The 24888-nt window shown below is 59.0% G+C and carries 25 protein-coding genes; 17 read left to right on the forward strand and 8 right to left on the reverse strand.

The genetic code is table 11. The features are described 5' to 3' along the window. The first annotated feature begins 224 nt into the window (after positions 1 to 224). The 3 genes from hrpB (at position 225) to WDZ78_RS15180 (ending at position 4688) form a co-directional block, all read left to right on the forward strand. Positions 225 to 2690, forward strand: coding sequence for an ATP-dependent helicase HrpB (hrpB, locus tag WDZ78_RS15170; protein WP_020010661.1), 2466 nt, complete (start codon positions 225 to 227; stop codon positions 2688 to 2690). 29 nt (positions 2691 to 2719) lie between these two features. Then, positions 2720 to 4027, forward strand: coding sequence for a two-component system sensor histidine kinase ActS (gene actS / locus WDZ78_RS15175; protein WP_081629558.1), 1308 nt, complete (start codon positions 2720 to 2722; stop codon positions 4025 to 4027). Positions 4028 to 4100: 73 nt separating this feature from the next. Continuing rightward, positions 4101 to 4688, forward strand: coding sequence for an ActR/PrrA/RegA family redox response regulator transcription factor (locus WDZ78_RS15180; protein ID WP_020010663.1), 588 nt, complete (start codon positions 4101 to 4103; stop codon positions 4686 to 4688). 5 nt (positions 4689 to 4693) lie between these two features. Here WDZ78_RS15180 and WDZ78_RS15185 read toward each other — a convergent pair whose 3' ends face one another. Further along, the gene (locus WDZ78_RS15185) at positions 4694 to 5179 is read right to left on the reverse strand and encodes an MmcB family DNA repair protein (RefSeq protein ID WP_020010664.1); all 486 of its coding nucleotides are present in this window, start codon (positions 5177 to 5179) and stop codon (positions 4694 to 4696) included. A gap of 183 nt (positions 5180 to 5362) precedes the next feature. Between WDZ78_RS15185 and WDZ78_RS15190 the strand changes: the two genes are divergently transcribed. Further along, positions 5363 to 6076, forward strand: coding sequence for a L,D-transpeptidase (locus WDZ78_RS15190; protein ID WP_020010665.1), 714 nt, complete (start codon positions 5363 to 5365; stop codon positions 6074 to 6076). Positions 6077 to 6154: 78 nt separating this feature from the next. On the opposite strand, the gene WDZ78_RS15195 is transcribed toward WDZ78_RS15190, so the two are convergent. The 4 genes from WDZ78_RS15195 to hslV form a co-directional block, all read right to left on the reverse strand. Next, the gene (locus tag WDZ78_RS15195; protein WP_425673485.1) at positions 6155 to 8323 is read right to left on the reverse strand and encodes a malate synthase G; all 2169 of its coding nucleotides are present in this window, start codon (positions 8321 to 8323) and stop codon (positions 6155 to 6157) included. A gap of 119 nt (positions 8324 to 8442) precedes the next feature. After that, positions 8443 to 9408, reverse strand: coding sequence for a DUF1402 family protein (locus WDZ78_RS15200; protein WP_425673486.1), 966 nt, complete (start codon positions 9406 to 9408; stop codon positions 8443 to 8445). A 199-nt stretch (positions 9409 to 9607) separates the two neighbouring features. After that, complete coding sequence (hslU, locus tag WDZ78_RS15205; RefSeq protein WP_425673487.1) at positions 9608 to 10915, reverse strand: ATP-dependent protease ATPase subunit HslU; 1308 nt, start codon at positions 10913 to 10915, stop codon at positions 9608 to 9610. A gap of 75 nt (positions 10916 to 10990) precedes the next feature. Further along, positions 10991 to 11515, reverse strand: a complete 525-nt coding sequence (hslV, locus tag WDZ78_RS15210) for an ATP-dependent protease subunit HslV (RefSeq protein ID WP_003505389.1) — start codon at positions 11513 to 11515, stop codon at positions 10991 to 10993. Positions 11516 to 11715: 200 nt separating this feature from the next. Here hslV and hisB point away from each other — a divergent pair, with 200 nt between their 5' ends. The 7 genes from hisB to coaA are packed head-to-tail and all read left to right on the forward strand — an operon-like array spanning position 11716 to position 16336. Beyond that, positions 11716 to 12312: an imidazoleglycerol-phosphate dehydratase HisB gene (gene hisB, locus WDZ78_RS15215; RefSeq protein WP_020010670.1), complete on the forward strand. Its 597-nt coding sequence runs from the start codon at positions 11716 to 11718 to the stop codon at positions 12310 to 12312. A gap of 22 nt (positions 12313 to 12334) precedes the next feature. Continuing rightward, a complete protein-coding gene (locus WDZ78_RS15220) occupies positions 12335 to 12829 on the forward strand; it encodes a DUF2628 domain-containing protein (protein WP_425673488.1) in 495 nt (164 codons plus the stop codon). Position 12830: 1 nt separating this feature from the next. Beyond that, entirely contained in the window at positions 12831 to 13481 is a 651-nt protein-coding gene (gene hisH / locus WDZ78_RS15225; RefSeq protein ID WP_425673489.1) for an imidazole glycerol phosphate synthase subunit HisH, read from the forward strand. 1 nt (position 13482) lies between these two features. Beyond that, positions 13483 to 14226 (forward strand): 1-(5-phosphoribosyl)-5-[(5-phosphoribosylamino)methylideneamino]imidazole-4-carboxamide isomerase, encoded by a 744-nt coding sequence (gene hisA / locus WDZ78_RS15230; protein WP_425673490.1) that lies wholly within the window; start codon positions 13483 to 13485, stop codon positions 14224 to 14226. After that, positions 14223 to 14999, forward strand: coding sequence for an imidazole glycerol phosphate synthase subunit HisF (hisF, locus tag WDZ78_RS15235; protein WP_425673491.1), 777 nt, complete (start codon positions 14223 to 14225; stop codon positions 14997 to 14999). Before hisA ends, hisF begins: the two co-directional genes overlap by 4 nt. A 15-nt stretch (positions 15000 to 15014) precedes the next feature. Further along, positions 15015 to 15338: a phosphoribosyl-ATP diphosphatase gene (locus tag WDZ78_RS15240; RefSeq protein ID WP_425673492.1), complete on the forward strand. Its 324-nt coding sequence runs from the start codon at positions 15015 to 15017 to the stop codon at positions 15336 to 15338. Next, entirely contained in the window at positions 15335 to 16336 is a 1002-nt protein-coding gene (coaA, locus tag WDZ78_RS15245; RefSeq protein ID WP_020010676.1) for a type I pantothenate kinase, read from the forward strand. Before WDZ78_RS15240 ends, coaA begins: the two co-directional genes overlap by 4 nt. A gap of 49 nt (positions 16337 to 16385) precedes the next feature. Here the strand turns inward: coaA and lysM are convergent, their stop codons facing one another. From lysM to WDZ78_RS15260, 3 genes are all read right to left on the reverse strand, one after another. Then, complete coding sequence (lysM, locus tag WDZ78_RS15250; RefSeq protein ID WP_020010677.1) at positions 16386 to 16835, reverse strand: peptidoglycan-binding protein LysM; 450 nt, start codon at positions 16833 to 16835, stop codon at positions 16386 to 16388. 75 nt (positions 16836 to 16910) lie between these two features. Continuing rightward, positions 16911 to 17345, reverse strand: coding sequence for an alternative ribosome rescue aminoacyl-tRNA hydrolase ArfB (arfB, locus tag WDZ78_RS15255; protein WP_020808742.1), 435 nt, complete (start codon positions 17343 to 17345; stop codon positions 16911 to 16913). 112 nt (positions 17346 to 17457) lie between these two features. Continuing rightward, on the reverse strand, positions 17458 to 19068 hold the full coding sequence (locus WDZ78_RS15260) for a phosphoenolpyruvate carboxykinase (protein ID WP_425673493.1): 1611 nt from the start codon (positions 19066 to 19068) through the stop codon (positions 17458 to 17460). A gap of 339 nt (positions 19069 to 19407) precedes the next feature. Between WDZ78_RS15260 and chvI the strand changes: the two genes are divergently transcribed. The 6 genes from chvI to ahcY all read left to right on the forward strand — a co-directional run bounded on the left by chvI (position 19408) and on the right by ahcY (position 24777). Further along, positions 19408 to 20133, forward strand: coding sequence for a two-component system response regulator ChvI (gene chvI, locus WDZ78_RS15265; RefSeq protein ID WP_003505377.1), 726 nt, complete (start codon positions 19408 to 19410; stop codon positions 20131 to 20133). A 56-nt stretch (positions 20134 to 20189) separates the two neighbouring features. Continuing rightward, positions 20190 to 21980, forward strand: coding sequence for a two-component system sensor histidine kinase ChvG (chvG, locus tag WDZ78_RS15270; RefSeq protein WP_026363717.1), 1791 nt, complete (start codon positions 20190 to 20192; stop codon positions 21978 to 21980). Continuing rightward, a complete protein-coding gene (locus tag WDZ78_RS15275) occupies positions 21970 to 22434 on the forward strand; it encodes an HPr kinase/phosphorylase (RefSeq protein WP_020010682.1) in 465 nt (154 codons plus the stop codon). Before chvG ends, WDZ78_RS15275 begins: the two co-directional genes overlap by 11 nt. A 125-nt stretch (positions 22435 to 22559) precedes the next feature. Further along, the gene (locus WDZ78_RS15280; protein WP_003505374.1) at positions 22560 to 22961 is read left to right on the forward strand and encodes a PTS sugar transporter subunit IIA; all 402 of its coding nucleotides are present in this window, start codon (positions 22560 to 22562) and stop codon (positions 22959 to 22961) included. Positions 22962 to 22972: 11 nt separating this feature from the next. Further along, on the forward strand, positions 22973 to 23248 hold the full coding sequence (locus WDZ78_RS15285) for an HPr family phosphocarrier protein (protein WP_020010683.1): 276 nt from the start codon (positions 22973 to 22975) through the stop codon (positions 23246 to 23248). Positions 23249 to 23376: 128 nt separating this feature from the next. Then, positions 23377 to 24777 (forward strand): adenosylhomocysteinase, encoded by a 1401-nt coding sequence (gene ahcY, locus WDZ78_RS15290; protein ID WP_020010684.1) that lies wholly within the window; start codon positions 23377 to 23379, stop codon positions 24775 to 24777. Positions 24778 to 24888 lie beyond the last annotated feature (111 nt).

Consider the following 24888-nt stretch of genomic DNA (forward strand, 5'->3'; position numbering starts at 1 on the left):
GGGGAAAGGGGCGGAATCTTCAGACGTTTCACCACAGGCCGGATGTCTCCCCTCCATGCCTCATTGCAAATAGCGCGCCGGGAACCGCAATTTTGCCGGCGGAGCATTTGCCTTATCCTTACATACGGCTGTCAAAGCGCAGGGTCGTGCATTAGAAACGGCATATAAGACACTTACCCCCAAATCGCCGCAGGCCTGTTTGCATGACCAGAACGTCCGTCCCTATGAAGACTGAATTGCCCGAACTTCCCGTCAGAGCCGTTCTGGGCGATATCGCCGAGGCCCTGGCCGGGGCGAAGCGCGCAGTTCTTTCAGCCCCTCCGGGCGCGGGTAAAACGACGCTGGTGCCGCTTCATCTTTTGCAGCAGGACTGGCGGGGTGACGGCAAGATCATTCTTCTCGAACCGCGCCGGCTTGCCGCCCGGGCCGCGGCCGGGCGCATGGCCGAGCTGCTTCACGAAGAAGTCGGGCAAACTGTCGGCTACCGCATGCGGCTCGACAATCGCATCTCCTCAAAAACCCGGATAGAGGTGGTGACCGAAGGCGTGTTTGCCCGCATGGTTCTGGACGATCCGGAACTTGCCGGCGTTTCGACAGTGATTTTCGACGAGTTTCATGAACGTTCGCTCGATGGCGATTTCGGGCTGGCGCTTGCACTCGACGTGCAGGATGGATTGCGAGACGATCTGCGCATCCTCGTCATGTCCGCCACTCTCGATGTCGAACGCATCAGCGCGCTCATGGCAGACGCCCCGGTCATTCAGAGCCTTGGGCGAACGTTTTGGATCGACGTCCGCTATGAGGATCGTTGGCAGGGCGCACCGATTGAAGAGAAAGTCACCAGGGCGATCACCGAAGCCCATACATCGGAAACCGGCTCCATCCTTGCCTTTCTGCCGGGACAGGCGGAAATTACCCGAACGGCCGCACGGCTGGAGGGGCGTTTTCCCAATGATACGGATATCATCCCGCTTTACGGCAATCTTTCGCAGAAGGAGCAGGACGCAGCGATAAAGCCGGCGCCGGCAGGACGGCGCAAGATCGTGCTGGCCACCTCGATTGCCGAAACATCCATTACCATCGATGGCGTGCGTGTCGTGATCGACAGCGGATTGCAGCGACTGTCCGTCTTCGAACCGGCAACCGGAATCACGAGGCTCGAAACGGTGCGGGTGTCGCGCGCTTCCGCCGACCAGCGGGCGGGCCGCGCCGGGCGAACGGAACCCGGTGTTGCGATCCGCCTGTGGCATCAGGGACAGACGGCGGCGCTCAACGCCTTTACGCCACCGCAAATTCTGGCGAGCGATCTTGCCGGTCTTGCGCTCGATCTCGCCCATTGGGGTGTTCAGGACCCGTCTTCTCTTGCCTTTCTGGATACGCCCCCCGAAGCCGCACTTAAAGAATCGGTGGCGCTTCTCAAAAATCTGGGCGCCCTCGACAAAGGCGGCGCGCTGACGCAGCGCGGTCGTCTGATGCGCGGCCTTTCGCTGCCGCCGCGGCTGGCAGCCATGGTGATTGCGGCGGCGAGCGAGGGTGCAGGGAAAAAGGCGGCGATGCTCGCCGTCATGCTGACGGAACAGGGGCTCGGCGGAAACGACATCGATCTCGATGAACGGCTGCGACGCTTTCTTTCCGACAGAAGCGAAAGGGCGCAGGCGGCGCGCAAGCTGGCATCGAGGCTGTTCGATGCGATCGGCGATAAAACCGCGACAGCCGAGTTGCCGGGTGAGGCCGGTGCGCTCCTGCTGCATGCCTATCCGGACAGGATCGCGCTCCAGCGTGGCGCGCGCGGACGTTATGTGATGGCCAATGGGCGGGGCGGGGAGCTTGCCGAGACCGAGCGTCTGGCGGCGAACAAGATGCTTGTCGTGGCCGATATTACCGGACGGGCGGCGCAACCGCGCATCCTTGCGGCGGCGGGCATCGAGAGGGTCGATATAGAAGAGCGGATGCCGCACCTCATCGTTCAGCAGGACCAGCTGCTTTTCGACAGGGCGAGCGGCCAGGCGCGCGCGCGAAGGGTGACGCGGCTTGGCGCCATCATCCTCGACGAAACACCCCTGCCCCGCCCCGAGGGTGAACAGGCGGCACAGGCGCTCGCCAATGGTATCAGGGAATTCGGCATCGACATTCTTCCTTTTTCGAAAGAGACGCTGCAGCTGCGCGACAGAATCGGCTTTCTGAACGCCAGTATCGGCGACCCCTGGCCTGATGTCAGCGACGAGGCTTTGCTTTCGCGGCTGGACGAATGGTTCGTCCCTTTTCAGAACGGCGCGCGCAGCCTGCAGGACATTCGGTCTGGTAGTCTCTCCGAAGGAATCCTGTCTCTGGTGCCGCGTGAGGTGGCGCGCGACCTCGGCAGGCTGGCACCCACGCATTTCGAAGCACCGACCGGCCAGCGGCACCCTATCCGTTACGATGCCAGCGAACCCACGCTTTCCATCCGTGTACAGGAGCTTTTTGGGCTGAGAGCCCACCCGTCCATTGCGCAGGGGCGGTTGCCGCTGCTCTTGGAATTGACCTCGCCGGCACACAGGCCGATACAGACGACGCGCGATCTTCCCGGCTTCTGGGCGGGGTCCTGGAAGGATGTGAGGGCGGACATGCGCGGGCGTTATCCACGCCATCCATGGCCGGAAGACCCGGCGTCGGCGCTGCCGACCAGCCGTGCAAAACCGCGCGGGACGTGATGACGCTGAATAGGGTAAAGGAGACAAAAGTGGCTGGCCATTCGATCGAAACCACGAGGCTTGGCCGCGCCAGCCGCAGGATAAGGCTGCAGACCATTGTCTGGCTGCGCTGGCTGGCGGTTGCCGGACAGACGGCGACAATCCTGCTTGTTGCCTTCGGGCTCAATTTCCCCCTGCCGCTTCTGGCCTGCGGCCTATTGATTGCGGCACTGGCGCTCGCCAACCTGTTTCTCACCGCCCGTTTTCCCTCAACTTATCGGCTGGAGCCCTGGGAAGCGACATTGCTGCTGGCCTTCGACCTGCTGCAATTGACGGCGCTTATCTACATCACGGGTGGTCTCTCCAATCCGTTCGCGCCGCTGATCTGCGTGCAGGTCATCATAGCGTTTGCCTCACAGCCGCTTCGGCACTCGCTTATTCTTCTCGCCTTTGCCGTCATCTGCTCGACAGCGATCGCTTTTTCTCCCTTTCCGGTTCCGTGGTATCCCGGCGAGGTTTTGCCGATCCAGCTTCTGCTGCATGTCGGCACCTGGGTCGCGATCATCGCCACGACCTCGTTTGCGGCCTTTTACGCCTATCGCGTTTCGCATGAGGCAAACCAGCTGGCGGATGCGCTGGCTGCAACCGAACTGGTGCTGGAGCGGGAAAAACATCTCTCACAGCTGGATGGGTTGGCGGCGGCCGCGGCACATGAGCTTGGCACGCCGCTCGCAACAATCAGCGTCGTCGCGAAGGAGATGGAGCGGGAACTTGGGCATGACGAAAAATTTGGCGAAGATATAGCGCTGCTGCGCAGCCAGAGCGAAAGATGCCGCGATATTCTGCGCCGGCTCACCTCTCTTTCCACCGACAACGAAGAACATATGCGCCGCCTGCCGCTCTCCTCGCTGATCGAGGAGGTGATGGCGCCGCACCGGGAATTCGGCATCCGCCTCGAACTCGTTGACAAGAACAATCGCGCCGACGAGCCGGTCGGTATCCGCAATGCCGGTATCATCTACGGTCTTGGCAACCTCATTGAAAACGGCGTGGATTATGCGCGGGAAAAGGTCACCGTAACGGTGGATTACGATCAGCAGAACGTCGCCGTCATCATTGAAGACGACGGGCCGGGTTATGCCCATGATGTGCTTGCCCGCATCGGCGAGCCCTATGTGACCGAACGTCACAACGACACACGGGCGGGCGGGCTCGGGCTCGGGCTTTTCATCGCCAAGACCCTGCTGGAGCGCTCCGGCGCCAGTGTCACTTTTGAAAATCGTGGCACAAGCGAAAAGGGAGCAAGGGTCACAATCGTCTGGCCTCGAGCACTTATGGACGATAAAAGAAACCGTTGACTTTACCATCCACGTTGAAGCGGCGATAAGAAGAAGAAAACAAAGCCGACGAAGTTGCCGGAAGGCCGCAAACATGAAGACAGAAGACGAGAACAACTCCATCAGCGCGCCAACGGACGACGGCGATCCGATCGGACCCGACAGGTCGTTGCTGATTGTCGATGATGACGGCCCGTTTTTGCGCCGGCTTGCCCGGGCAATGGAAACACGGGGCTTTGCCGTCGATACGGCCGAGACGGTGAGTGACGGTATTGCCCGCTCCAGGGCTGCGCCGCCGAAGTACGCGGTGGTCGATCTGAGGCTTGCGGATGGCAATGGTCTGGAAGTCATCGAGGCGATCAGGCAGAACCGGGACGATACGCAGATCGTCGTTCTGACCGGCTATGGCAATATTGCAACCGCCGTTACCGCCGTGAAACTTGGGGCGCTGGACTATCTGGCAAAGCCCGCCGATGCGGATGATGTCTTCAATGCGCTGACGCAGCGCAAGGGTGAAAAGACCGAAGTTCCCGAAAACCCCATGTCGGCAGACCGGGTTCGGTGGGAGCATATTCAGCGCGTTTACGAAATGTGCGAGCGCAACGTTTCGGAAACGGCGCGCCGGCTCAATATGCACCGGCGCACCCTGCAGCGCATTCTCGCGAAACGCGCCCCAAAGTAACGGTATTATTCGCCGAAGCTGCGCCCGGTTGTCCATTCCGCCAGCATCAGCCGGGTCGCAGCGGTTCTTGAAAAATCCAGCATCACCGATTTGCGGGTCGCCGGCGGCAATTTATGTTCCGGCGCATCGCGCAGCATGTGGGCACCATACCCATCCGACAGGATCAGCCCGCATTCCTCCGGGAATATATCGGTCGGAACCTCCGAATGGGTGGCGAAGAACAGCCGGTCGCAATGCAGGCGATATTCAGGCCATTTGCGATCGACACGGAAATCCTCGATGGAGGATTTGATTTCGATGATCCAGATTTCACCCTTGACCGACAGACTGATGAGATCGGCCCGTCGCCCGCTTGCAAGCGGCAACTCCGGCAACACCGAATGGCGCATTTCGTGCAGAAGCACCTGAACGCCGCGGCGCACCAGCATCGCCTTGTCCGACTGGCGTCCGTCGATTAACGGATTATTGTTGGTAACGGAAAGAATAGTCATGGATAAAGGCTGCTGAAGCGTTTGGCCTATTGTTGCAAAAAGGCAATCAACCGGCAATTTTAAAGGCGCAACCGCCTCCCGGCGGCGCAACGGCTTGCCAAGAGCGGCTTAATGGAAAATAACCGATTTATCCAATTAAGCCTACTCCTTCGCACAATTTGGCGAATTTTCCGCGAGAACGACATGCGCATCCGCACTCCATTGACCTTACTCGGTCTGACGGCAGCACTGGCTCTGGCCGGCTGCGCCGAAACTACCTCCCAATCCTCCGTTCCGACATCCGGCAAGATCGCAGCGTCAGTACCGGTTGCTGACCCCGTTCCGGCGAAGGTTGAGACCGTCCAGATCTTCAACGATGTTTACGGTCCCGTGACCGATGCGGGCTATGCGCTGCCGGCCATTCCGATCAACCGCGTTAACGAGAAGTACCGCCGTCAGATCGTCGAATTCCAGACATCCGAGCGCGCCGGCACCATCATCGTCAACACGCGCGAGCGTTACCTCTATTACATCCTCTCCGGCAACCGTGCGGTTCGTTACGGCATCGGCGTCGGCAAGGCGGGCTTCGCCTGGGCCGGTGAAGCCTATGTCGCCTGGAAGCAGGAATGGCCGATGTGGCATCCGCCGAAGGAAATGGCGGACCGCAAGCCGGAAGTGGCCAAGTATGTCGAGGCCGGCATGGGCCCGGGCCTTTCCAACCCGCTCGGCGCGCGCGCCATGTATCTCTTCAACGAAAAGGGACAGGATACGCTGTTCCGCATCCATGGTTCGCCCGAATGGGCCTCGATCGGCACCGCCGCCTCCTCCGGCTGCATCCGCATGATCAACCAGGACGTCATCGACCTCTACAGCCGCGTCCGCCCTGGCCGCAGCACGAAAGTCGTCGTGATCCAGTAAGGATCAGATAACGGATAAGAAAAGGCCGCCGTGGATATCCCCCGGCGGCTTTTTTGTTTCTCAGGACTGCTGACGGTTTCAGGCCGCCTGTTTGGCCTTCAGTTCCAGACGACGACGGTGCAGAACCGGTTCGGTGTAACCATTCGGCTGTTCGCGGCCCTTCAGCACCAGTTCGACAGCCGCCTGAAATGCCACCGATCCGTCGAAATCGGATGCCATCGGCAGATAGGCCGGATCACCCGCATTCTGTGTATCGACCACGGCGGCCATGCGCTTCATGGTCTCGACGATCTGTTCCTCTGTCACCACGCCATGGCGCAGCCAGTTCGCCATGTGCTGCGCGGAAATGCGAAGCGTGGCGCGGTCCTCCATCAGCCCGATATTGTTGATATCGGGCACCTTGGAGCAGCCGACGCCCTGATCGACCCAGCGCACGACATATCCGAGAATACCCTGCGCATTGTTGTCGAGTTCACGCTGGATTTCTTCCGGCGTCCAGTTGGGACGCGGCGCGACCGGCACCGACAGAATATCGGAAAGCTTTGCACGGCCGCGGCTTTTCAATCCTTCCTGCACCGAAGCGACATCGACCTTGTGATAATGCGTGGCATGCAGCGTCGCCGCCGTCGGCGAAGGCACCCAGGCCGTGTTGGCGCCAGCCTTGGGGTGCGCGATCTTCTGCTCCAGCATCGCCGCCATCAGATCCGGCATGGCCCACATGCCCTTGCCGATCTGCGCATGACCGGAAAGGCCACATTCGAGGCCGATATCAACGTTCCAGTTCTCGTAAGCAGCGATCCACGCCGCCTGCTTCATATCGCCCTTGCGGATCATCGGACCTGCTTCCATCGAGGTGTGGATTTCGTCGCCCGTGCGGTCGAGGAAGCCAGTATTGATGAAAACGACGCGATCCTTCGCAGCGCGAATGCTCTCCTTGAGGTTGATCGTGGTACGGCGCTCCTCATCCATGATGCCCATTTTCATGGTGTTCGGCGTCATGCCTACAAGCTTTTCGACCTGACTGAAGGTTTCATTGGCGAAGGCCACTTCCTCCGGCCCGTGCATCTTCGGCTTGACCACATACATCGAACCGGCACGGGAATTCTGACGACGCCCGGACGGGCCAACATCATAAAGAGCGATCAGCGCCGTGACGACGGCATCCATGATGCCCTCAGGCACCTCGCGGCCGTCCCTGTCGAGGATCGCCGGATTGGTCATGAGATGACCGACATTGCGCACCAGCATCAGGGAACGGCCCGGCAGCGTCAGCGCCGCGCCATTGGGAGCCGTGTAATAGCGATCCGGATTGAGGCTGCGGGTGAAGGTCTTGCCGCCCTTCGAAACCTCCTCCGTCAGGTCGCCGCGCATCAGGCCAAGCCAGTTGCCATAAACCAGCACCTTATCCTCGGCGTCGACGGCAGCAACCGAATCCTCACAATCCATGATGGTCGTCAGCGCCGATTCAAGAATGACATCGGAGATGCCCGCCTTGTCGCCCTTGCCGATTTCGGTCGAGGGATCGATGACGATTTCGGTGTGCAAACCGTTCTTGCCAAGCAGGATCGTTGCAGGCTTTACCGCCTCGCCGCTGAAACCCTTGAACTGGGCTGCATCCGTGAGGCCAGTCTTGGCGTCGCCGGTGGCGAGCTGCAACAGGCCATCCTCGATCTTGAAACCGGTCACATCGGACCAGCTTCCCGTCTCCAGCGGCGCGGATTCATCGAGGAAGTTGCGAGCCCAGGCGATGACCTTCTCGCCGCGCCTTGGGTTATAGCCCCTGCCCTTTTCTGCATCGTCAGCATCGGAAATGGCGTCCGTGCCATAAAGCGCATCGTAAAGTGAACCCCAGCGGGCATTCGCGGCATTCAGTGCATAACGTGCATTCATAACGGGAACGACGAGCTGCGGGCCGGCAACGGCAGCAATTTCAGGGTCGACATTGCTGGTTTCCACCTTGAAGTCTGGGCCTTCCGGCAGCAGATAGCCGATTTCCTTCAGAAAGCTCTCATAGGCGTCAAAATCTACCGGAGCACCATTCTGCCGATACCAACCATCCAGTTTTTCCTGCAGGGCGTCGCGTTTTGCCAACAATTCACGGTTCTTCGGAGAAAGCTCGTGAACAATGGTCGAAAAACCTTCGAAGAACGCCTCACTGTCCAGACCCCTGCCCGGCAGGACGTCGTCAGTCAAAAAGGCATAAAGCCTGTCATCGATGGAAAGACCGAATTTATTCGTGCGGCTCACATGCGCCTCCTCTATTCTGGAAGCACAGATTGGACGCGGAGACGGGCGCTCGTCAATTGCGGCAGGCAGCCAAATATTATTTCCGTTTTGGAAATAATGCGGGTGATAGTCGCCTTTTTCTATAAAAGAGCCTGCAGGTCCTTGATGCGGTCGTTCACCAGCCAGCCGTAATAATTTTCCTCTGGCAACAGGGGCTGCTCCCCGCCCGAGGCGCGCTGGCGGTTCTTCTGGGCAAGCGCGGCAGCACGCTGCTGCGACCCGCCGACATTATAAAGCGTGGAGGTCACGCCCGGATTTTTCGAAATATCCATATCGGCAATCGACCGGTAATCATCGATAGACTTGCGGATGGAGGCGGCCATGAAGGCGAGTGACCGGTCCGGGTCCATGATCGCCGTATAGACCGCTGTGGCGTCGTTTTCATCCAGCTTCTCGTAACCGGAGGTTCTCGACACCATGTCGGACAACATCAGCGCCGTCAGCGGATTGATCTGGCCGAGGCCAAAGGTCTGGCCGGCATAAAAGGGCTGGAAGAATACGGCGCTGAAACGGTTGTTCGGATAGGCAACGCCATCAACGGTCTTGCCACGGAAACTATCGTCCCAGACGTCTTCACGGCAATTCCAGAGGCCGTAGGAATCCTTTTTCGACTGGCATTTGGCAAATTGCGAATGCGTCAGAAACTGCGCGATGGTTTCGTCCTTGTAGCCGAAACGGAAGCTGCCGCCGGCATAGGAGGCGGCCTTGACGTAATAGGACTGCAGCCGGTCATAAGCGTCGACATTATAGGTATGCTCGCCTACGATCGCGCCGATCATATGGATCGGATCGATGCCATAGCGCCCGGCCGTCGACTTGATCTTGGTAATCAGGGCCTTGTCGGAGGACAAAAGCTCGATGACCTTCTGGTATTTGCGCTCGAAAGAGGTGTTAGACGCCTTGGTTCTTTTTGCGGAAGCACCGGGCACGCCCGGCTGTTCGGCATTGCGATTGCCCGGCGGAACGACCGTCGCGGCTTCGACGTAAGAAGACGCGGCGACGGTAAACGTCAAAGCAGCGGCAAATGCCAGAAGAGTTTTGCGCACGAGCGAATGCCTTTTCTCAAGCCTGCGGCTTCTGCCAGCGAAATACGCTGGAAAAACCGGATCATTCCACTAAAGCGGTTCCAACCGGAATGCAGCCCTTCCCATAAACAAAATGCGGGCTGAATGCGAGACAAGGCGGATAAAATAAAAGAGTGCGGCAAATATGGCCGCACTCTTCTTTCTCGGATCCCCGAAGTCTTCAGAGAATGTAGCGCGACAAATCCGTGTCGGCGGCGAGATCGCCCACATGTTTTTTGACATATTCCTGGTCGATCTTGATGGCGGAGCCGCCGCGATCCGGCGCGTTGAAGGAAATCTCGTCCAGAACGCGCTCCATCACCGTCTGCAGGCGACGCGCACCGATGTTCTCGACCGACGAATTGAGATGAACGGCCACATCGGCCAGAGCATCGATTGCGTCATCGGTGAAATCGAGATTCAGTTCTTCCGTCGCCATCAGCGCCTTGTACTGGCGGATAAGGCTTGCTTCCGTTTCCGTCAGGATACGGCGGAAATCCTCCTTCGTCAGCGGCTTCAGCTCGACGCGGATCGGCAGGCGACCCTGAAGTTCCGGCAGAAGATCCGAAGGCTTCGCCACATGGAACGCGCCCGATGCGATGAACAGGACGTGGTCGGTTTTGACAGGGCCATATTTCGTCGAGACTGTGGTGCCTTCGACCAGCGGCAGCAGGTCGCGCTGCACGCCTTCACGCGAGACGCCCGCGCCCATGCCGCCATCGCGGGCGGCGATCTTGTCGATCTCGTCGAGGAAAACGATGCCGTCATTTTCGACCGATTTCACCGCTTCGCGCTGGATCATTTCATTGTCGAGCAGCTTGTCGGATTCGTCGCGGATGAGATCGGCATAGGATTTTGATACCGTCGTGCGCACCTTCTTGGTGCGTCCGCCCATGGCCTTGCCGAACATTTCCGACAGGTTGAGAACGCCGATATTGGCGCCCGGCATGCCAGGAATTTCGAAACCGGGCATGCCCGAGCCGCTATCCGCCACCTCGATGTCGATTTCCTTGTCGTCCAGCTCGCCATCACGCAACTTCTTGCGGAAGCTTTCACGCGTGCCGGGCGATGCCGTGGATCCCACCAGCGCATCGAGCACCCGTTCCTCGGCGCTCTGATGCGCCTTGGCCTGCACTTCTGCGCGTTTCTTTTCACGCACGAGGCCAATGCCGATCTCGACCAGATCGCGGATGATCTGTTCGACATCGCGGCCAACATAGCCGACTTCGGTGAACTTCGTGGCTTCGACCTTGATAAAGGGGGCGCCGGCAAGCTTGGCGAGACGGCGCGAAATCTCCGTCTTGCCGACACCTGTCGGTCCGATCATCAGAATATTCTTGGGCATGACTTCGTCGCGCAGGCTCTCATCGAGCTGCTGGCGGCGCCAGCGATTACGCAGCGCAATCGCGACCGCACGCTTGGCTTCATGCTGGCCGATGATGAAGCGGTCGAGTTCCGAGACGATTTCCCGGGGAGAAAAAGTTGTCATTCTATCCTCTCGGCTTTCCTGCTCCGGCCGGCCATCCAGGCCCGGCCCACAGGACCCATTGGTGAGAAATTGAGCTTACTCAGCGTCGAGGGTTTCGACGACGAGATTGTGGTTAGTATAAACGCAGATATCGGCTGCAATATCGAGCGACTGGCGCGCCACCTCTTCGGCGGACTTGTCTGTGTCCATCATGGCGCGGGCCGCCGCAAAGGCGTAATTGCCGCCGGAACCGATGGCGATCGCGCCGTGTTCCGGTTCCAGCACATCGCCATTACCGGTGATGGCAAGCGTGGTGGTTTTATCGGCCACCAGCATCATCGCTTCAAGATTGCGCAGATATTTATCCGTGCGCCAGTCCTTCGCGAGCTCGACGGCGGCGCGCATGAGCTGGCCCGGATATTGCTCGAGTTTCTTCTCAAGACGGTCGAGCAGCGTGAAGGCATCCGCCGTCGCACCGGCAAAACCGGCAATCACTTCACCTTTGCCGATACGGCGAACCTTACGGGCATTGCCCTTCATGACCGTCTGGCCAAGGCTCACCTGGCCATCGCCAGCCATGACGACCTTGCCGCCCTTTCTGACTGTAATAATTGTTGTCATCAAACACCTGTCTGCCCTGCCGGGCCTGGGGTTAACGGGCCGGATGCGGCCCTTCTCGGTTTCTATGTAAGTTTGCTTTTCACGATTGCAATCTTCGCGGCGACGCACCGTTTTCGGCGTGTCATGCAAGACGATGGAACAACTGGATATTTGTGTCCCGTGCTGATAAGGAACGGCAACATTTTCACGGAGCGGCCAAAATGGCAGAACGTAAAGGCGAGATTATCCGCAAGACCAACGAAACCGCGGTTTCGGTGCGCGTGGATATCGACGGCACCGGCAAGTCGACAATTTCCACCGGTGTGGGATTTTTCGACCATATGCTGGACCAGCTGAGCCGCCATTCCCTGATAGACATGGAGATCGAGGTCAAGGGCGACCTGCATATCGATGACCACCACACCGTGGAAGATACCGGTATTGCCATCGGCCAGGCGATTGCCAAGGCGCTGGGCGACCGGCGCGGCATTACCCGTTATGCCTCGCTCGATCTTGCCATGGACGAGACGATGACCAAGGCCGCCGTCGATATTTCCGGCCGGCCCTTTCTCGTCTGGAACGTCAATTTTTCCGCACCGAAGATCGGCACCTTCGATACCGAGCTGGTGCGCGAATTCTTTCAGGCGCTCGCCCAGAATGCCGGCATCACGCTGCATATCCTGAACCATTACGGCGCCAACAACCATCATATCGCCGAAACATGCTTTAAGGCCGTTGCCCGCGTTCTTCGCACGGCAACCGAGATCGACCCCCGGCAGGCAGGCCGCGTTCCCTCGACAAAGGGCATGCTGGCCTGACGCCAAAGCTGTCAGGAAGCCCATGACAAGCTATCTCGTTCTGGAAGCCCCCAACGGGCCGGACAGGGACCACAAGACGACCCGCTTCATTGCCGACCGTTTCGTCTGGCTGGCCCTGATTGCGCCCTGGCTTTGGCTCGCCATCAACCGGCTCTGGCTGGCGACGGCCGTCGTCATCATCGCGCTCATCCTGGCCGGCCAGATCTCGATATTAGCCGGATTCGAACCAGTTGGCCTTCTCTGCGGTTTCGCTATCGGGATCATCACGGCGCTGGAGGGACGCAATTTTCTCGTCCGGCACCTGATCCGCAAAGGCTGGAAGCTGACGTCAGTCGTTTCCGCCCCTGATCTTTCGAGCGCCGAAGACATATATTTCTCCGGTCTCTCCGAAGACGCCGAAACGGCGGAACAGCTGTCCCAGCCGGTCTGGTCTCCTTCGCCGCAAAAGAGCGGCGACAAAAATTTCGTCAACGATCCCGCAGGATCGTTTCTTTTCGACTTGAATGGAAGGCGCTGACATGCGCGTCGCGATCATCGACTACGGTTCGGGCAATCTGCGTTCGGCCACCAAAGCTTTCGAGCGTGCCGCCCGCGAAGCCGGCATCAATGCAACAATCGACCTGACCGACAAGCCGGATCACGTCGCCTCGGCGGACCGCATCGTCCTGCCGGGTGTCGGCGCCTATGCGGATTGCCGCGCGGGCCTCGACGCCGTGCCCGACATGCATGACGCACTCATCGAAGCCGTCGAGAAAAAAGCGCACCCCTTCCTCGGCATCTGCGTCGGCATGCAGCTCATGTCCTCGCGCGGGCTGGAAAAGACTGTCAGCACCGGGCTCGGCTGGATTGAGGGCGATGTCGTTGAAATGACGCCGTCCGATCCCAGCCTGAAGATCCCGCAGATCGGTTGGAACACGCTGGAAATTCGCCACGCTCACCCGCTTTTCGACGGTATCAAGACCGGCGCGGACGGCCTGCACGCCTATTTCGTGCATTCCTATCATTTGTCGGCCAAGCACTCGACGGATGTCATCGCCACCACCAATTATGGTGGCGCGATGACGGCTTTCGTCGGTCGTGACAATATGGCGGGCGCGCAGTTCCATCCGGAAAAAAGCCAGACGCTCGGCCTCGCCCTGATTTCCAATTTCCTGCGCTGGAAGCCCTGACATGATTCTTTTCCCCGCAATCGATCTTAAAGACGGCCAATGCGTTCGCCTGAAACTCGGCGATATGGAGCAGGCCACCGTCTACAATACGGACCCCGGCGCACAGGCGAAGGCCTTCGAGGATCAGGGTTTCGAATGGCTGCATGTCGTCGATCTCAACGGCGCTTTCGCCGGTGAGACCGTCAATGGCGAGGCGGTCGACGCCATTCTGAAAGCCACGAAAAACCCGGTGCAGCTCGGCGGCGGCATCCGCACGCTCGATCATATCGAAGCGTGGCTGAGCCGTGGGCTTGCGCGCGTCATTCTCGGCACCGTGGCGGTGCGTGATCCGGTTCTCGTTCTGGAAGCCTGTAAGCGTTTTCCCGGGCAGGTCGCCGTCGGCATCGACGCCAAGGGCGGTAAGGTTGCCGTGGAAGGCTGGGCGGAAGCCTCCGAACTCGGCGTCATCGAACTCGCCAAACGTTTCGAAGGCGCAGGTGTGGCGGCCATCATCTATACCGATATCGATCGTGACGGCATTCTGGCAGGCATCAACTGGGCCTCGACGCTGGAACTGGCGGATGCCGTGTCGATCCCGGTCATCGCCTCCGGCGGCCTTGCCTCTATCGAAGACATCAAACGCATGTTGCAGCCGGATGCCGCAAAGCTCGAGGGTGCGATTTCGGGCCGCGCGCTTTATGATGGGCGCATCGATCCTGCCGAGGCGCTTGCCCTCATCAAGGCCGCTAAGGAGGTAAACGCATGACCCTCAAAGCCCGTGTTATTCCCTGCCTTGATGTGAAAGACGGCCGTGTCGTCAAGGGCGTGAACTTCATCGACCTGATCGATGCCGGTGACCCCGTCGAGGCGGCGAAAGCCTATGATGCGGCGGGAGCGGACGAACTCTGCTTTCTAGACATTACCGCCTCCTCAGACAATCGCGACACGATCTTTGACGTGGTATCGCGCACGGCCGATCATTGCTTCATGCCGCTGACTGTCGGCGGTGGTGTCCGCGCCGTGGCTGACATCCGCAAGCTGCTTCTCTGCGGTGCCGACAAGGTCTCGATCAATTCCGCAGCGGTGAAGGATCCTGATTTCGTCGCGCAGGCCGCCGACAAGTTCGGAAACCAGTGCATCGTCGTCTCCATCGACGCCAAGCGGGTTTCGAAGGACGGGGAAGCCGGCCGCTGGGAAATCTTTACCCATGGCGGGCGCCAGCCGACCGGTATCGACGCCGTTGAATTCGCCATCAAAATGGTCGAACGCGGCGCGGGTGAATTGCTCGTCACCTCGATGGACCGTGACGGCACCAAAAGCGGGTATGATATTGGTCTGACCCGCAGCATTGCCGATCAGGTTCGCGTCCCCGTCATCGCCTCTGGCGGCGTCGGAACGCTTGATGATCTGGTGGCAGGCGTTCGGGATGGCCATGCGACCGCAGTGCTTGCCGCTTCCATTTTCCATTTCGGCACCTATTCGATCGGCGAAGCCAAGAGCTACATGGCCGAGCATGGCATCGCCATGCGTCTCGACTGATTGCAGGAACTTCTCATGAGCGCATTTTCCCTCTCCGATCTGGAACGCATCGTCGCGACCCGTGCCGCTGCCTCTCCTGACGAATCCTGGACGGCCAAGCTGGTTGCTGCCGGCCAGGAACGTGCGGCGAAAAAACTCGGCGAAGAGGCGGTGGAAGCCGTCATCGCAGCCATCGCGAAAGACCACGACGGGCTGAAGAACGAAGCCGCCGATCTGCTTTACCATCTGCTGGTGGTACTGAAGATCGCCGACATTCCTTTAAGCGACGTTTTTGCCGAGCTGGAGCGCCGGACCGGACAAACCGGCCTTGCGGAAAAGGCGGCGAGGCCGACACCATGAATGTCGAGGCAGGCAGCGGGGAGAGAGGCATGCCGAGCACACTCGATCATTTCCGGCCGGATGAATATTCACCCTACCATTTCTACAGTTCGGAAGAATGGGCGAAGTTTCGCGCCGACACGCCACTGACGCTTTCCGCCGACGAGGTCAAACGGCTGCGTTCGCTGGACGACCCTATCGATTTGGACGAAGTGCGGCGCATCTATCTGTCGCTGTCGCGCCTTTTATCCTCGCATGTTGAGGCGTCACAGCTGCTGTTCGAACAGCGCAACCGCTTTCTCAATATGGCTGACGTCAACAAGACGCCCTTTGTCATCGGCATTGCCGGCTCTGTGGCGGTTGGCAAATCGACGACGGCGCGTATCCTGAAGGAGCTTCTGGCGCGCTGGCCTTCCAGCCCGAAGGTTGATCTCATCACGACAGACGGATTTCTTTATCCGAATGAGGTTCTGCGGCGCGAAAACCTGATGGAGCGCAAGGGCTTTCCCGAAAGCTACGATATCGGCGCGCTCCTGCGTTTCCTGTCGGCGATCAAGGCGGGCCAACCGAATGTGAAAGCACCGCGCTATTCACACCTGACCTATGACGTTCTGCCGAACGAGTTCACTGTCATCGACCAGCCGGATATTCTGATCTTCGAAGGCATCAATGTGCTGCAATCGCGCGACCTGCCGGCGGGCGGGCGGATTGTGCCGATCGTTTCCGACTTTTTCGATTTCTCGATCTATATCGACGCGGATGAGGATCTCATTCACAACTGGTATGTGAACCGATTCATGAATCTGCGAAAAACCGCCTTCCGCGATCCCAATTCGTTCTTCAACCGTTATGCGTCCATCAGTGAAGAAGCGGCGCTCAGCATTGCCGAAGGCCTCTGGCAGAACATCAACCTGAAAAACCTGCGCCAGAACATCGTGCCGACGCGCCCGCGCGCCGACCTTATCCTACGCAAAGGCAAGAACCACCTGATCGATACGGTGGCGCTTCGCAAATTGTGAAAGATGCCGCACAAGGCGGCATCTCCATTGCGACGGTTAAAAACCGTTATTACGCAAGGTCGGGAATACGCAGGACCTGGCCGGGATAAATCTTGTCGGGATGGGTCAGCATCGGCTTGTTGGCTTCGAAGATGATGTTGTTCTTCGCGCCATTGGCCTTGCCATATTGCGCCTCCGCGATCTTCCAGAGATTGTCGCCCTTCTTGACGGTGTAGAAGACGGGTTCTTTCGCCGGCGCTTCGGCCACTTTCAGCTCGCCGGCCTCGACCTTGGAAATGCCGAGCGTATTGCCGACCGCGATGACCGCCTTCTCAAAAACCGACTGATCGGCCACTTCGCCCTTCAGAACGACCTTGTCGTCCACCACTTCGACCTGAACCTTGTCCGTGCCGAGATCGTGGGAAGCGAGTTCCTTTTTGACCGCTTCGACATCGGGCGCATCATCGCCGCCGATACCGAGCTTCTTTCCCGCTTCCTTGATGAAATTGAACAGACCCATAGCACCCTCCTTGGTTGTAGGGAGGCTTACCAGACGATATTTGAAGCTCTATGACAAGCGCGAAACATTTGGCCCCTATTCGCCCGAGGGCTTGCCGCGCATTTTCTTGATATCGGAGCGGCCGGACTTCGCCTTCAGGCGGCGCTCGACCGAGCCCTTGGTCGGCTTGGTGGCCTTACGCACCGGCGGCGGCGGGGCGGCGGCTTCGAGGATCAGCTCCTTCAGCCGTTCGCGCGCATCTTCGCGATTGCGCTCCTGGCTGCGAAACCGGCTCGCCTCGATCATCAGCACGCCTTCTTTCGACACACGCCTGCCACCGAGGCGCAGGGCATTCACCTTCACCCGCTCCGACAGGGAGGGCGAATTGGCAATGTCGAAAAACAGCTGAACCGCCGTCGAGACCTTGTTGACGTTCTGGCCGCCCGGCCCGCCGGCCAGCACAAATTGCTCCGTCAGCTCCCAGCCGGCGATGGTGATACGGTTGCTGATGTAAAGCGGGTCGCTGGCCATGATCTTTCTCCGCGCCGGTGATGCCACAGATCGCAAAAAATGAAAACAGCGGAGAAAACGAAAGAACCCGGCACAAGGCCGGGTCCCCTCCTCCTCACGAATGAGGCTCTATTTATTCAGCCGCAAGCAGCAGGCCCGGTGCAGCATCGCGAACCTTGCTATCGACGTGATCTTCGAACTTGGTGAAGTTCGTGACGAACATGGAGACCAGCTTCTTCGCCTGCGCGTCATAGGCTGCGCCATCGGCCCAGGTCGAACGCGGATCGAGGATCGCGCTATCGACGCCATCAAGCGACAGCGGCACCGCGAAACCGAAATTCGCGTCCGTGCGGAATTCCGCATTCTTCAGGTCGCCGGTCAGCGCTGCCGTCAGAAGCGCGCGGGTCGCCTTGATGGGCATGCGCTTGCCGATGCCGTAGGCACCGCCGGTCCAGCCGGTATTGACCAGCCAGCAATCCACGCCGTGCTTGCCGATGAGCTCGCGCAGCAGGTTGCCATATTCCGCCGGGTGGCGTGGCATGAAGGGTGCGCCGAAGCAGGTTGAGAACGTCGCTTCCGGCTCCGTCACGCCCTTTTCCGTGCCTGCAACCTTCGCAGTGTAACCGGAGAGGAAGTGGTACATGGCCTGTTCCGGCGTCAGACGGGCGATCGGCGGCAACACGCCGAAGGCATCCGCCGTCAGCATGATGATCGTCTTCGGATGGTCGGCAATGCCCGTTTCCGATGCATTCGGAATGAAGTGCAGCGGATAGGCGCTGCGGGTGTTTTCCGTCAGCGAGTTATCGTTGAAATCAGGAACCCGGTTTTCGTCCAGCACTACGTTTTCGAGAACCGTGCCGAAACGGCGGGTCGCGGCGTAGATTTCCGGCTCGGCTTCAGCCGAAAGCTTGATCGCCTTGGCGTAGCAGCCACCTTCGAAGTTGAAGATGCCGTGCTCGCCCCAGCCATGCTCGTCATCGCCGATCAGCGTGCGCGACGGATCAGCCGACAGCGTGGTCTTGCCGGTGCCGGAAAGGCCGAAGAACACGGCAGAATCGCCTTCTGGACCAACATTGGCCGAGCAATGCATGGGCATGACGCCCTTGGCCGGCAGCAGATAGTTCAGCACCGTGAAGACCGACTTCTTGTTTTCACCGGCATAGGAGGTGCCGCCGATGAGGACGAGACCGTTGGTGAGATCGCAGGCGATGACGGTTTCCGAACGCACGCCGTGACGGGCGGGATCGGCCTTGAAGCTCGGCAGGTTGATGATGGTGAGCTTCTGTTTGAAGCCCGAAAGCTTTTCCTGCTTCGGACGGATCAGCAGATTGCGGATGAACAGCGAATGCCAGGCAAGCTCTGTGACGACACGGGTCGGCAGAGCGTTTTCCTCATCGGCGCCGCCGATCAGGTCCTGAACATAGAGGGTCTTTCCAGCGGCATGGGCCAGCATGTCCTGGCGCAGCAGCTCGAAGTTTTCCGGCGACAGCGGCTTGTTGTTATCCCACCAGATGGTGTCTTCGGTGGAGGCGTCGCGGACCACGAACTTGTCCTTCGGCGAACGGCCCGTATGCTGGCCGGTGACGGCGCGAAGCGCACCATCGATGGTCAGTTCGGCCTCACCGTTGCGGATCGCCTCTTCGTATAATTCGCTCTCATTGAGGTTATAAAAGACGCGGGAGGCCTCGCCCAGTCCGAGTTCTGCAACTCCATTGGCAGGATTATGAACCCCAAGCTCGTTCATGACGCGTTCCTTGTTAATGACGATAAGGCCGTTGAAATTTCCACGGAAAATACGTGGCGGTTTTTGGAAACGCAAGAGCCAGACTTTAAAAAACTTAGTGATTTCAATATATTAATCGATTTAAAAGATTTTATTTCTTTTTAAATCGGTTGAAGACGCATTAAAATCCAACGGCGGCCTTTCCGCAAAATCCCCTCACTCCTGCCGGGCGATTTGGCAGCGAGTTTTCCTTTGCCACAATTTGTTCCACCTTTATACTCAAGAGAGTGGCTCGCGGCGCGCAACCTTGGCTGGGTGAATGTCGGGAGTTACGAGAAAATGACGATGGAGACCAACTACATGCAGACGATCGCGCTTGTCGACGACGACCGGAATATTCTGACTTCGGTATCGATCGCGCTCGAAGCCGAAGGCTACCGGGTCGAAACGTATACCGACGGCGCCTCCGCGCTCGACGGGTTGATCGCCCGTCCGCCGCAGCTCGCCATTTTCGATATAAAGATGCCACGCATGGACGGTATGGAGCTTTTGCGGCGCCTTCGCCAGAAGTCGGATCTGCCGGTTATCTTCCTCACCTCCAAGGATGAAGAGATAGACGAACTGTTCGGCCTGAAGATGGGTGCGGACGACTTCATCACCAAGCCCTTCTCGCAACGCCTTCTGGTGGAACGCGTGAAAGCCATCCTGCGCCGCGCCAGCAGCCGCGAGGCTTCCGCCGCAACCGGCAGCGTGCTGAAGCCGACCGCCGACCAGCAAGCACGCACGCTGGAGCGCGGGCAGCTCGCCATGGATCAGGAACGCCACACCTGCACCTGGAAGGGTGAGCCGGTGACGCTGACCGTCACCGAATTCCTCATCCTGCATTCGCTGGCGCAGCGGCCCGGCGTGGTGAAAAGCCGCGACGCGCTGATGGATGCCGCCTATGACGAACAGGTCTATGTGGACGACCGCACCATCGACAGCCACATCAAGCGCCTTCGCAAGAAGTTCAAACTGGTCGATGGCGACTTCGATATGATTGAAACGCTTTATGGCGTAGGATATCGCTTCCGCGAAGCGGCCTGAACCGGCGCGCAAATCGGAAGAGACCACCCGAAGAGTGGTGGCGAGGACTAGAATACGTGTTGAAGAAAACGCCGGAAACCGTCTCGGATAGTGACGATGCCGAAGAACGCGGCAGCGAGCGCCGCCATCGTATCCATCCGCTGACGATCATCCGGCGCATTTTCGGTAATGCGGTGTTTTCCAGCCTCACGCGCCGCATTCTTTTCTTCAACGTTGCGGCAACGGTTGTTCTGGTCGGCGGTATTCTCTATCTCAACCAGTTCCGCGAAGGGCTGATCGACGCGCGCGTGGAGAGCCTGTTGACGCAGGGCGAAATCATCGCCGGTGCGGTCTCGGCTTCCGCCTCGGTTGACACCAACTCGATCACCATCAATCCGGAAAAGCTGCTCGAATTGCAGGCGGGGCAGAGCATTACCCCTGCCCCCAATGACGAGGACTTAAGTTTCCCGATCAATCCGGAACGGGTGGCGCCGGTGCTGCGGCGGCTGATTTCACCGACACGCACCCGCGCACGGCTGTTCGATGCCGATGCCAACCTGCTGCTCGATTCCCGCCATCTTTATTCGCGCGGCCAGGTGCTGCGCTTCGATCTGCCGCCGGTGACGCCGGAAACCCAGACCTGGGGCGACTGGTTTACCAGCATGTTCAACCGCATGCTGCAGCCGAGCAGCCTGCCGCAATACAAAGAAGCGCCGGGCGGTGACGGCTCGATCTATCCGGAAGTGATGAATGCGTTGACCGGCGTGCGTGGTGCCGTTGTGCGCGTGACCGAAAAGGGCGAGCTGATCGTTTCTGTGGCTGTGCCGGTACAGCGCTTCCGGGCCGTGCTCGGCGTTCTGCTTCTGTCGACGCAGGCGGGCGATATCGACAAGATCGTGCATGCGGAGCGCCTCGCGATCATGCGCGTCTTCGGCATTGCCACACTCGTCAATATCGTGCTGTCGCTGCTCCTGTCCTCCACCATCGCCACGCCCCTGCGGCGCCTTTCGGCCGCCGCGATCCGCGTGCGCCGTGGGGCAAGGACCCGTGAGGAGATACCGGATTTCTCGGCGCGCCAGGATGAGATCGGCAATCTCTCGATTGCGCTGCGTGAAATGACGACGGCGCTCTACGACCGTATCGATGCCATCGAAAGTTTCGCCGCCGATGTCAGCCATGAACTCAAGAACCCGCTGACCTCTCTGCGCAGCGCCGTTGAAACCCTGCCGCGCGCCAAGACCGAAGAGTCCAAGCAGCGCCTGACCGAAATCATCTTCCACGATGTGCGCCGTCTCGACCGCCTGATCAGCGACATTTCGGATGCCTCGCGGCTCGATGCCGAGCTGGCGCGTGCTGACGCCTCGCCGCTTGATCTCGATGTGCTGATGAAGGGTCTGGTGGACATATCCCGCCAGATCAGCACCAAAAAGAAAAGCGTGACGATTGACTATTCTGTCGACCGGAAAGCGGGCGCAAAGACCTCGTTCGTGGTGAACGGTCACGATCTCCGCATCGGCCAGATCGTCACCAACCTCATCGAGAATGCGCGCTCCTTCGTTGCCGAGGAAAGTGGCCGCATCACCGTGCGCCTTTCCCGTCACAAGGATCGCTGCATCGTGCAGGTGGAGGACAACGGGCCCGGCATTCAGGCGGAAGATATCGACCGGATCTTCGAGCGCTTTTACACCGACCGGCCGGCGAGCGAAGGGTTCGGCCAGAATTCCGGCCTTGGCCTTTCCATCAGCCGCCAGATCGCCGAAGCCCATGGCGGCAGTCTCCGGGCGGAAAATGTCGTTGATAAATATGGCGTGATTTCCGGCGCGCGCTTCACCCTGTCGCTGCCGGCGGCCGAAACCCATGAACGCTGACCGCTTCAACCTGCATGCGACCGCCATCGTCGTTCAAAACACCGGCATCCTCTTTACCGGACCGTCGGGCAGCGGCAAAAGCGAGCTTGCCTTCAGCTTCCTGACGGAGGCTGAACGCTGCGGATTGCAGGCGGCTCTGATCGCGGACGATCAGATTTTCGTGTATCGCGATGGCGAAACCATCATCGCCGAGCGGCCGGAAACAATCGCCGGGCTGCTGGAATTGCGCGGCAGCGGCATTGTTTCGTTGAAAAGCATTGCGCGCGCGCCACTACATTTCGCCGTCACGACAGTTCTTTCACCCGAAAACCCAAGACTTCCAGAAGATGACGAGGTGTTGTTGCTGCCCTGCGGCGGGCATCTTCCGCTCTTACGTATTCCGCTTTCCAGTCTTACGCCCTATGGAAAATTTGCTGCACTTGCTCAGAATCTTTTTAAAACGAATGTGAAGTGACCATGATTCAGGCGATTTTAGGCTTGCGATTCGCATTTTCCTCATCAAGATGAAATCCCACCGATGGACAGGATTGCCGCGTTGCGATAGTCGGCAATGAGAGTGCGTGTGCAAGGGAGCATTTCATGATCGGACTAGTGCTTGTCACCCATGGCAAGCTGGCTGAGGAGTTTCGCCATGCGTTGGAGCATGTCGTCGGTCCCCAGAAATTGATCGAGACGGTCTGTATCGGTCCCGAAGACGACATGGATCAGCGCCGGCAGGATATCATCGACGCCGTTGCGCGCGCCAATGACGGCAATGGCGTCATCATCCTGACTGATATGTTCGGCGGCACGCCCTCCAATCTCGCGATTTCCGTCATGAATAATGGCAATGTCGAAGTCATCGCAGGGGTCAATCTTCCCATGCTGATCAAGCTTGCCGGCGTTCGCAGCGAAGATAATATGGACAAGGCCCTTCAGGATGCATCCGATGCCGGCCGCAAATATATCAACGTCGCCAGCCGCGTTTTAAGCGGCAAGTGAGAAGTCAGCCCATGTCGCCATTCACCCGGGAACTACCGATCATCAATAAACGCGGTCTCCACGCCCGGGCATCCGCCAAATTCGTGCAGATGGTCGAAGGGTTCGACGCGACGATCACGGTTTCCAAGGATGGTATGACCGTTGGCGGCACCTCCATCATGGGTCTCATGATGCTGGCCGCAAGCCCCGGATGCAGCGTCTATGTCGAGGCAAGCGGCAATCAGGCGAAAGAAGCGCTCGAGGCGCTAGAGGCGCTGGTCGCCGACCGCTTCGGCGAAGAAGCCTGAATCAGCACCATATAAAGACATAAAGACTTCTTTATATCATCATTGCCAGATCGTTCGTGGCCTGCTAAACCGCAGCTACGTTTAAAAGCCGGGCCGCAAGGCGCGGCGTTTCTGATCTGGAGAACTTCATGAGCCTTGAGAAGGACTACATCGTCGCCGATATCAACCTTGCCGCATTCGGCCGCAAGGAGCTGGACATTGCCGAAACCGAAATGCCGGGCCTGATGTCCTGCCGCAAGGAATTCGGCGAAAGCAAGCCCCTGAAGGGCGCTCGTATCACCGGCTCTCTTCACATGACGATCCAGACCGGCGTTCTCATCGAGACGCTGAAGGAACTGGGCGCGGATGTTCGCTGGGCCTCCTGCAACATCTTCTCGACGCAGGATCATGCGGCGGCGGCAATTGCAGCAGCCGGCATTCCGGTCTTCGCCGTCAAGGGTGAAAGCCTGACGGAATATTGGGAATATACCGACAGGATCTTCCAGTGGGCCGATGGCGGCCTCTCCAACATGATCCTTGACGATGGCGGCGACGCCACCATGTACATCCTGCTCGGCGCACGCGCTGAAGCCGGCGAGGACGTTCTGTCCAATCCCGGTTCGGAAGAAGAGGAAATCCTCTTCGCGCAGATCAACAAGCGCCTCAAGGCTTCCCCTGGCTGGTTCACCAAGCAGCGCGACGCGCTGAAGGGTGTCACCGAAGAAACGACGACAGGCGTTCACCGTCTTTACGACCTCAGCAAGAAGGGCCTGCTGCCCTTCCCGGCGATCAACGTCAACGACAGCGTCACCAAGTCGAAGTTCGACAACAAATACGGCTGCAAGGAATCGCTGGTGGACGGCATTCGCCGCGCAACCGACGTGATGATGGCCGGCAAGGTTGCCGTGGTCTGCGGTTACGGCGACGTGGGCAAGGGTTCGGCCGCTTCCCTGCAGGGCGCCGGCGCCCGCGTGAAGGTCACCGAAATCGACCCGATCTGCGCGCTTCAGGCCGCCATGGACGGTTTCGAAGTCGTTCGTCTGGAAGATGTCATCTCTTCCGCTGATATCTTCATCACCACCACCGGCAACAAGGACGTGATCCGCATCGAGCATATGCGCGAGATGAAGGACATGGCCATCGTCGGCAATATCGGCCATTTCGATAATGAAATTCAGGTCGCATCACTGCGTAACCTCAAGTGGACGAACATCAAGCCGCAGGTCGACATGATCGAGTTCCCGAAGGGCAATCGCATCATCCTTCTGTCCGAAGGCCGCCTGCTGAACCTCGGTAACGCCACCGGTCACCCGTCCTTCGTGATGTCGGCTTCCTTCACCAATCAGGTGCTGGGCCAGATCGAGCTCTTCACCAAGCAGGGCGAATACAAGAACGAGGTTTACGTGCTGCCGAAGCACCTCGACGAGAAGGTTGCGCGCCTTCATCTCGAGAAGCTTGGCGTGCGCCTGACCGAACTTTCCGACCTTCAGGCAGATTATATCGGCATCTCGAAGGAAGGTCCGTTCAAGGCGGAACACTACAGATATTAATTTCATAGTTAATATCCACTGAAATTACACAATATCTAGATGCCGTGCGCTTGACAAAGCGCACGGCATCTTTTTTGCGCGCTCCCTTCCCGCAGATTTATGAAGACGGTA

Source organism: Agrobacterium sp. M50-1, from assembly GCF_049843495.1.
Classification (GTDB): Bacteria; Pseudomonadota; Alphaproteobacteria; order Rhizobiales; family Rhizobiaceae; genus Agrobacterium; species Agrobacterium radiobacter.

Bases quoted from the DNA above. Each gene is read 5' to 3' on its own strand.
- hrpB (WP_020010661.1), top strand. From the start codon at position 225: ATGAAGACTGAATTGCCCGAACTTCCCGTCAGAGCCGTTCTGGGCGAT.
- WDZ78_RS15180 (WP_020010663.1), top strand. From the start codon at position 4,101: ATGAAGACAGAAGACGAGAACAACTCCATCAGCGCGCCAACGGACGAC.
- WDZ78_RS15185 (WP_020010664.1), bottom strand. From the start codon at position 5,179: ATGACTATTCTTTCCGTTACCAACAATAATCCGTTAATCGACGGACGC.
- WDZ78_RS15190 (WP_020010665.1), top strand. From the start codon at position 5,363: ATGCGCATCCGCACTCCATTGACCTTACTCGGTCTGACGGCAGCACTG.
- hslU (WP_425673487.1), bottom strand. From the start codon at position 10,915: ATGACAACTTTTTCTCCCCGGGAAATCGTCTCGGAACTCGACCGCTTC.
- hslV (WP_003505389.1), bottom strand. From the start codon at position 11,515: ATGACAACAATTATTACAGTCAGAAAGGGCGGCAAGGTCGTCATGGCT.
- hisB (WP_020010670.1), top strand. From the start codon at position 11,716: ATGGCAGAACGTAAAGGCGAGATTATCCGCAAGACCAACGAAACCGCG.
- WDZ78_RS15220 (WP_425673488.1), top strand. From the start codon at position 12,335: ATGACAAGCTATCTCGTTCTGGAAGCCCCCAACGGGCCGGACAGGGAC.
- hisH (WP_425673489.1), top strand. From the start codon at position 12,831: ATGCGCGTCGCGATCATCGACTACGGTTCGGGCAATCTGCGTTCGGCC.
- hisA (WP_425673490.1), top strand. From the start codon at position 13,483: ATGATTCTTTTCCCCGCAATCGATCTTAAAGACGGCCAATGCGTTCGC.
- hisF (WP_425673491.1), top strand. From the start codon at position 14,223: ATGACCCTCAAAGCCCGTGTTATTCCCTGCCTTGATGTGAAAGACGGC.
- WDZ78_RS15240 (WP_425673492.1), top strand. From the start codon at position 15,015: ATGAGCGCATTTTCCCTCTCCGATCTGGAACGCATCGTCGCGACCCGT.
- coaA (WP_020010676.1), top strand. From the start codon at position 15,335: ATGAATGTCGAGGCAGGCAGCGGGGAGAGAGGCATGCCGAGCACACTC.
- lysM (WP_020010677.1), bottom strand. From the start codon at position 16,835: ATGGGTCTGTTCAATTTCATCAAGGAAGCGGGAAAGAAGCTCGGTATC.
- arfB (WP_020808742.1), bottom strand. From the start codon at position 17,345: ATGGCCAGCGACCCGCTTTACATCAGCAACCGTATCACCATCGCCGGC.
- WDZ78_RS15260 (WP_425673493.1), bottom strand. From the start codon at position 19,068: ATGAACGAGCTTGGGGTTCATAATCCTGCCAATGGAGTTGCAGAACTC.
- chvI (WP_003505377.1), top strand. From the start codon at position 19,408: ATGCAGACGATCGCGCTTGTCGACGACGACCGGAATATTCTGACTTCG.
- WDZ78_RS15275 (WP_020010682.1), top strand. From the start codon at position 21,970: ATGAACGCTGACCGCTTCAACCTGCATGCGACCGCCATCGTCGTTCAA.
- WDZ78_RS15280 (WP_003505374.1), top strand. From the start codon at position 22,560: ATGATCGGACTAGTGCTTGTCACCCATGGCAAGCTGGCTGAGGAGTTT.
- WDZ78_RS15285 (WP_020010683.1), top strand. From the start codon at position 22,973: ATGTCGCCATTCACCCGGGAACTACCGATCATCAATAAACGCGGTCTC.
- ahcY (WP_020010684.1), top strand. From the start codon at position 23,377: ATGAGCCTTGAGAAGGACTACATCGTCGCCGATATCAACCTTGCCGCA.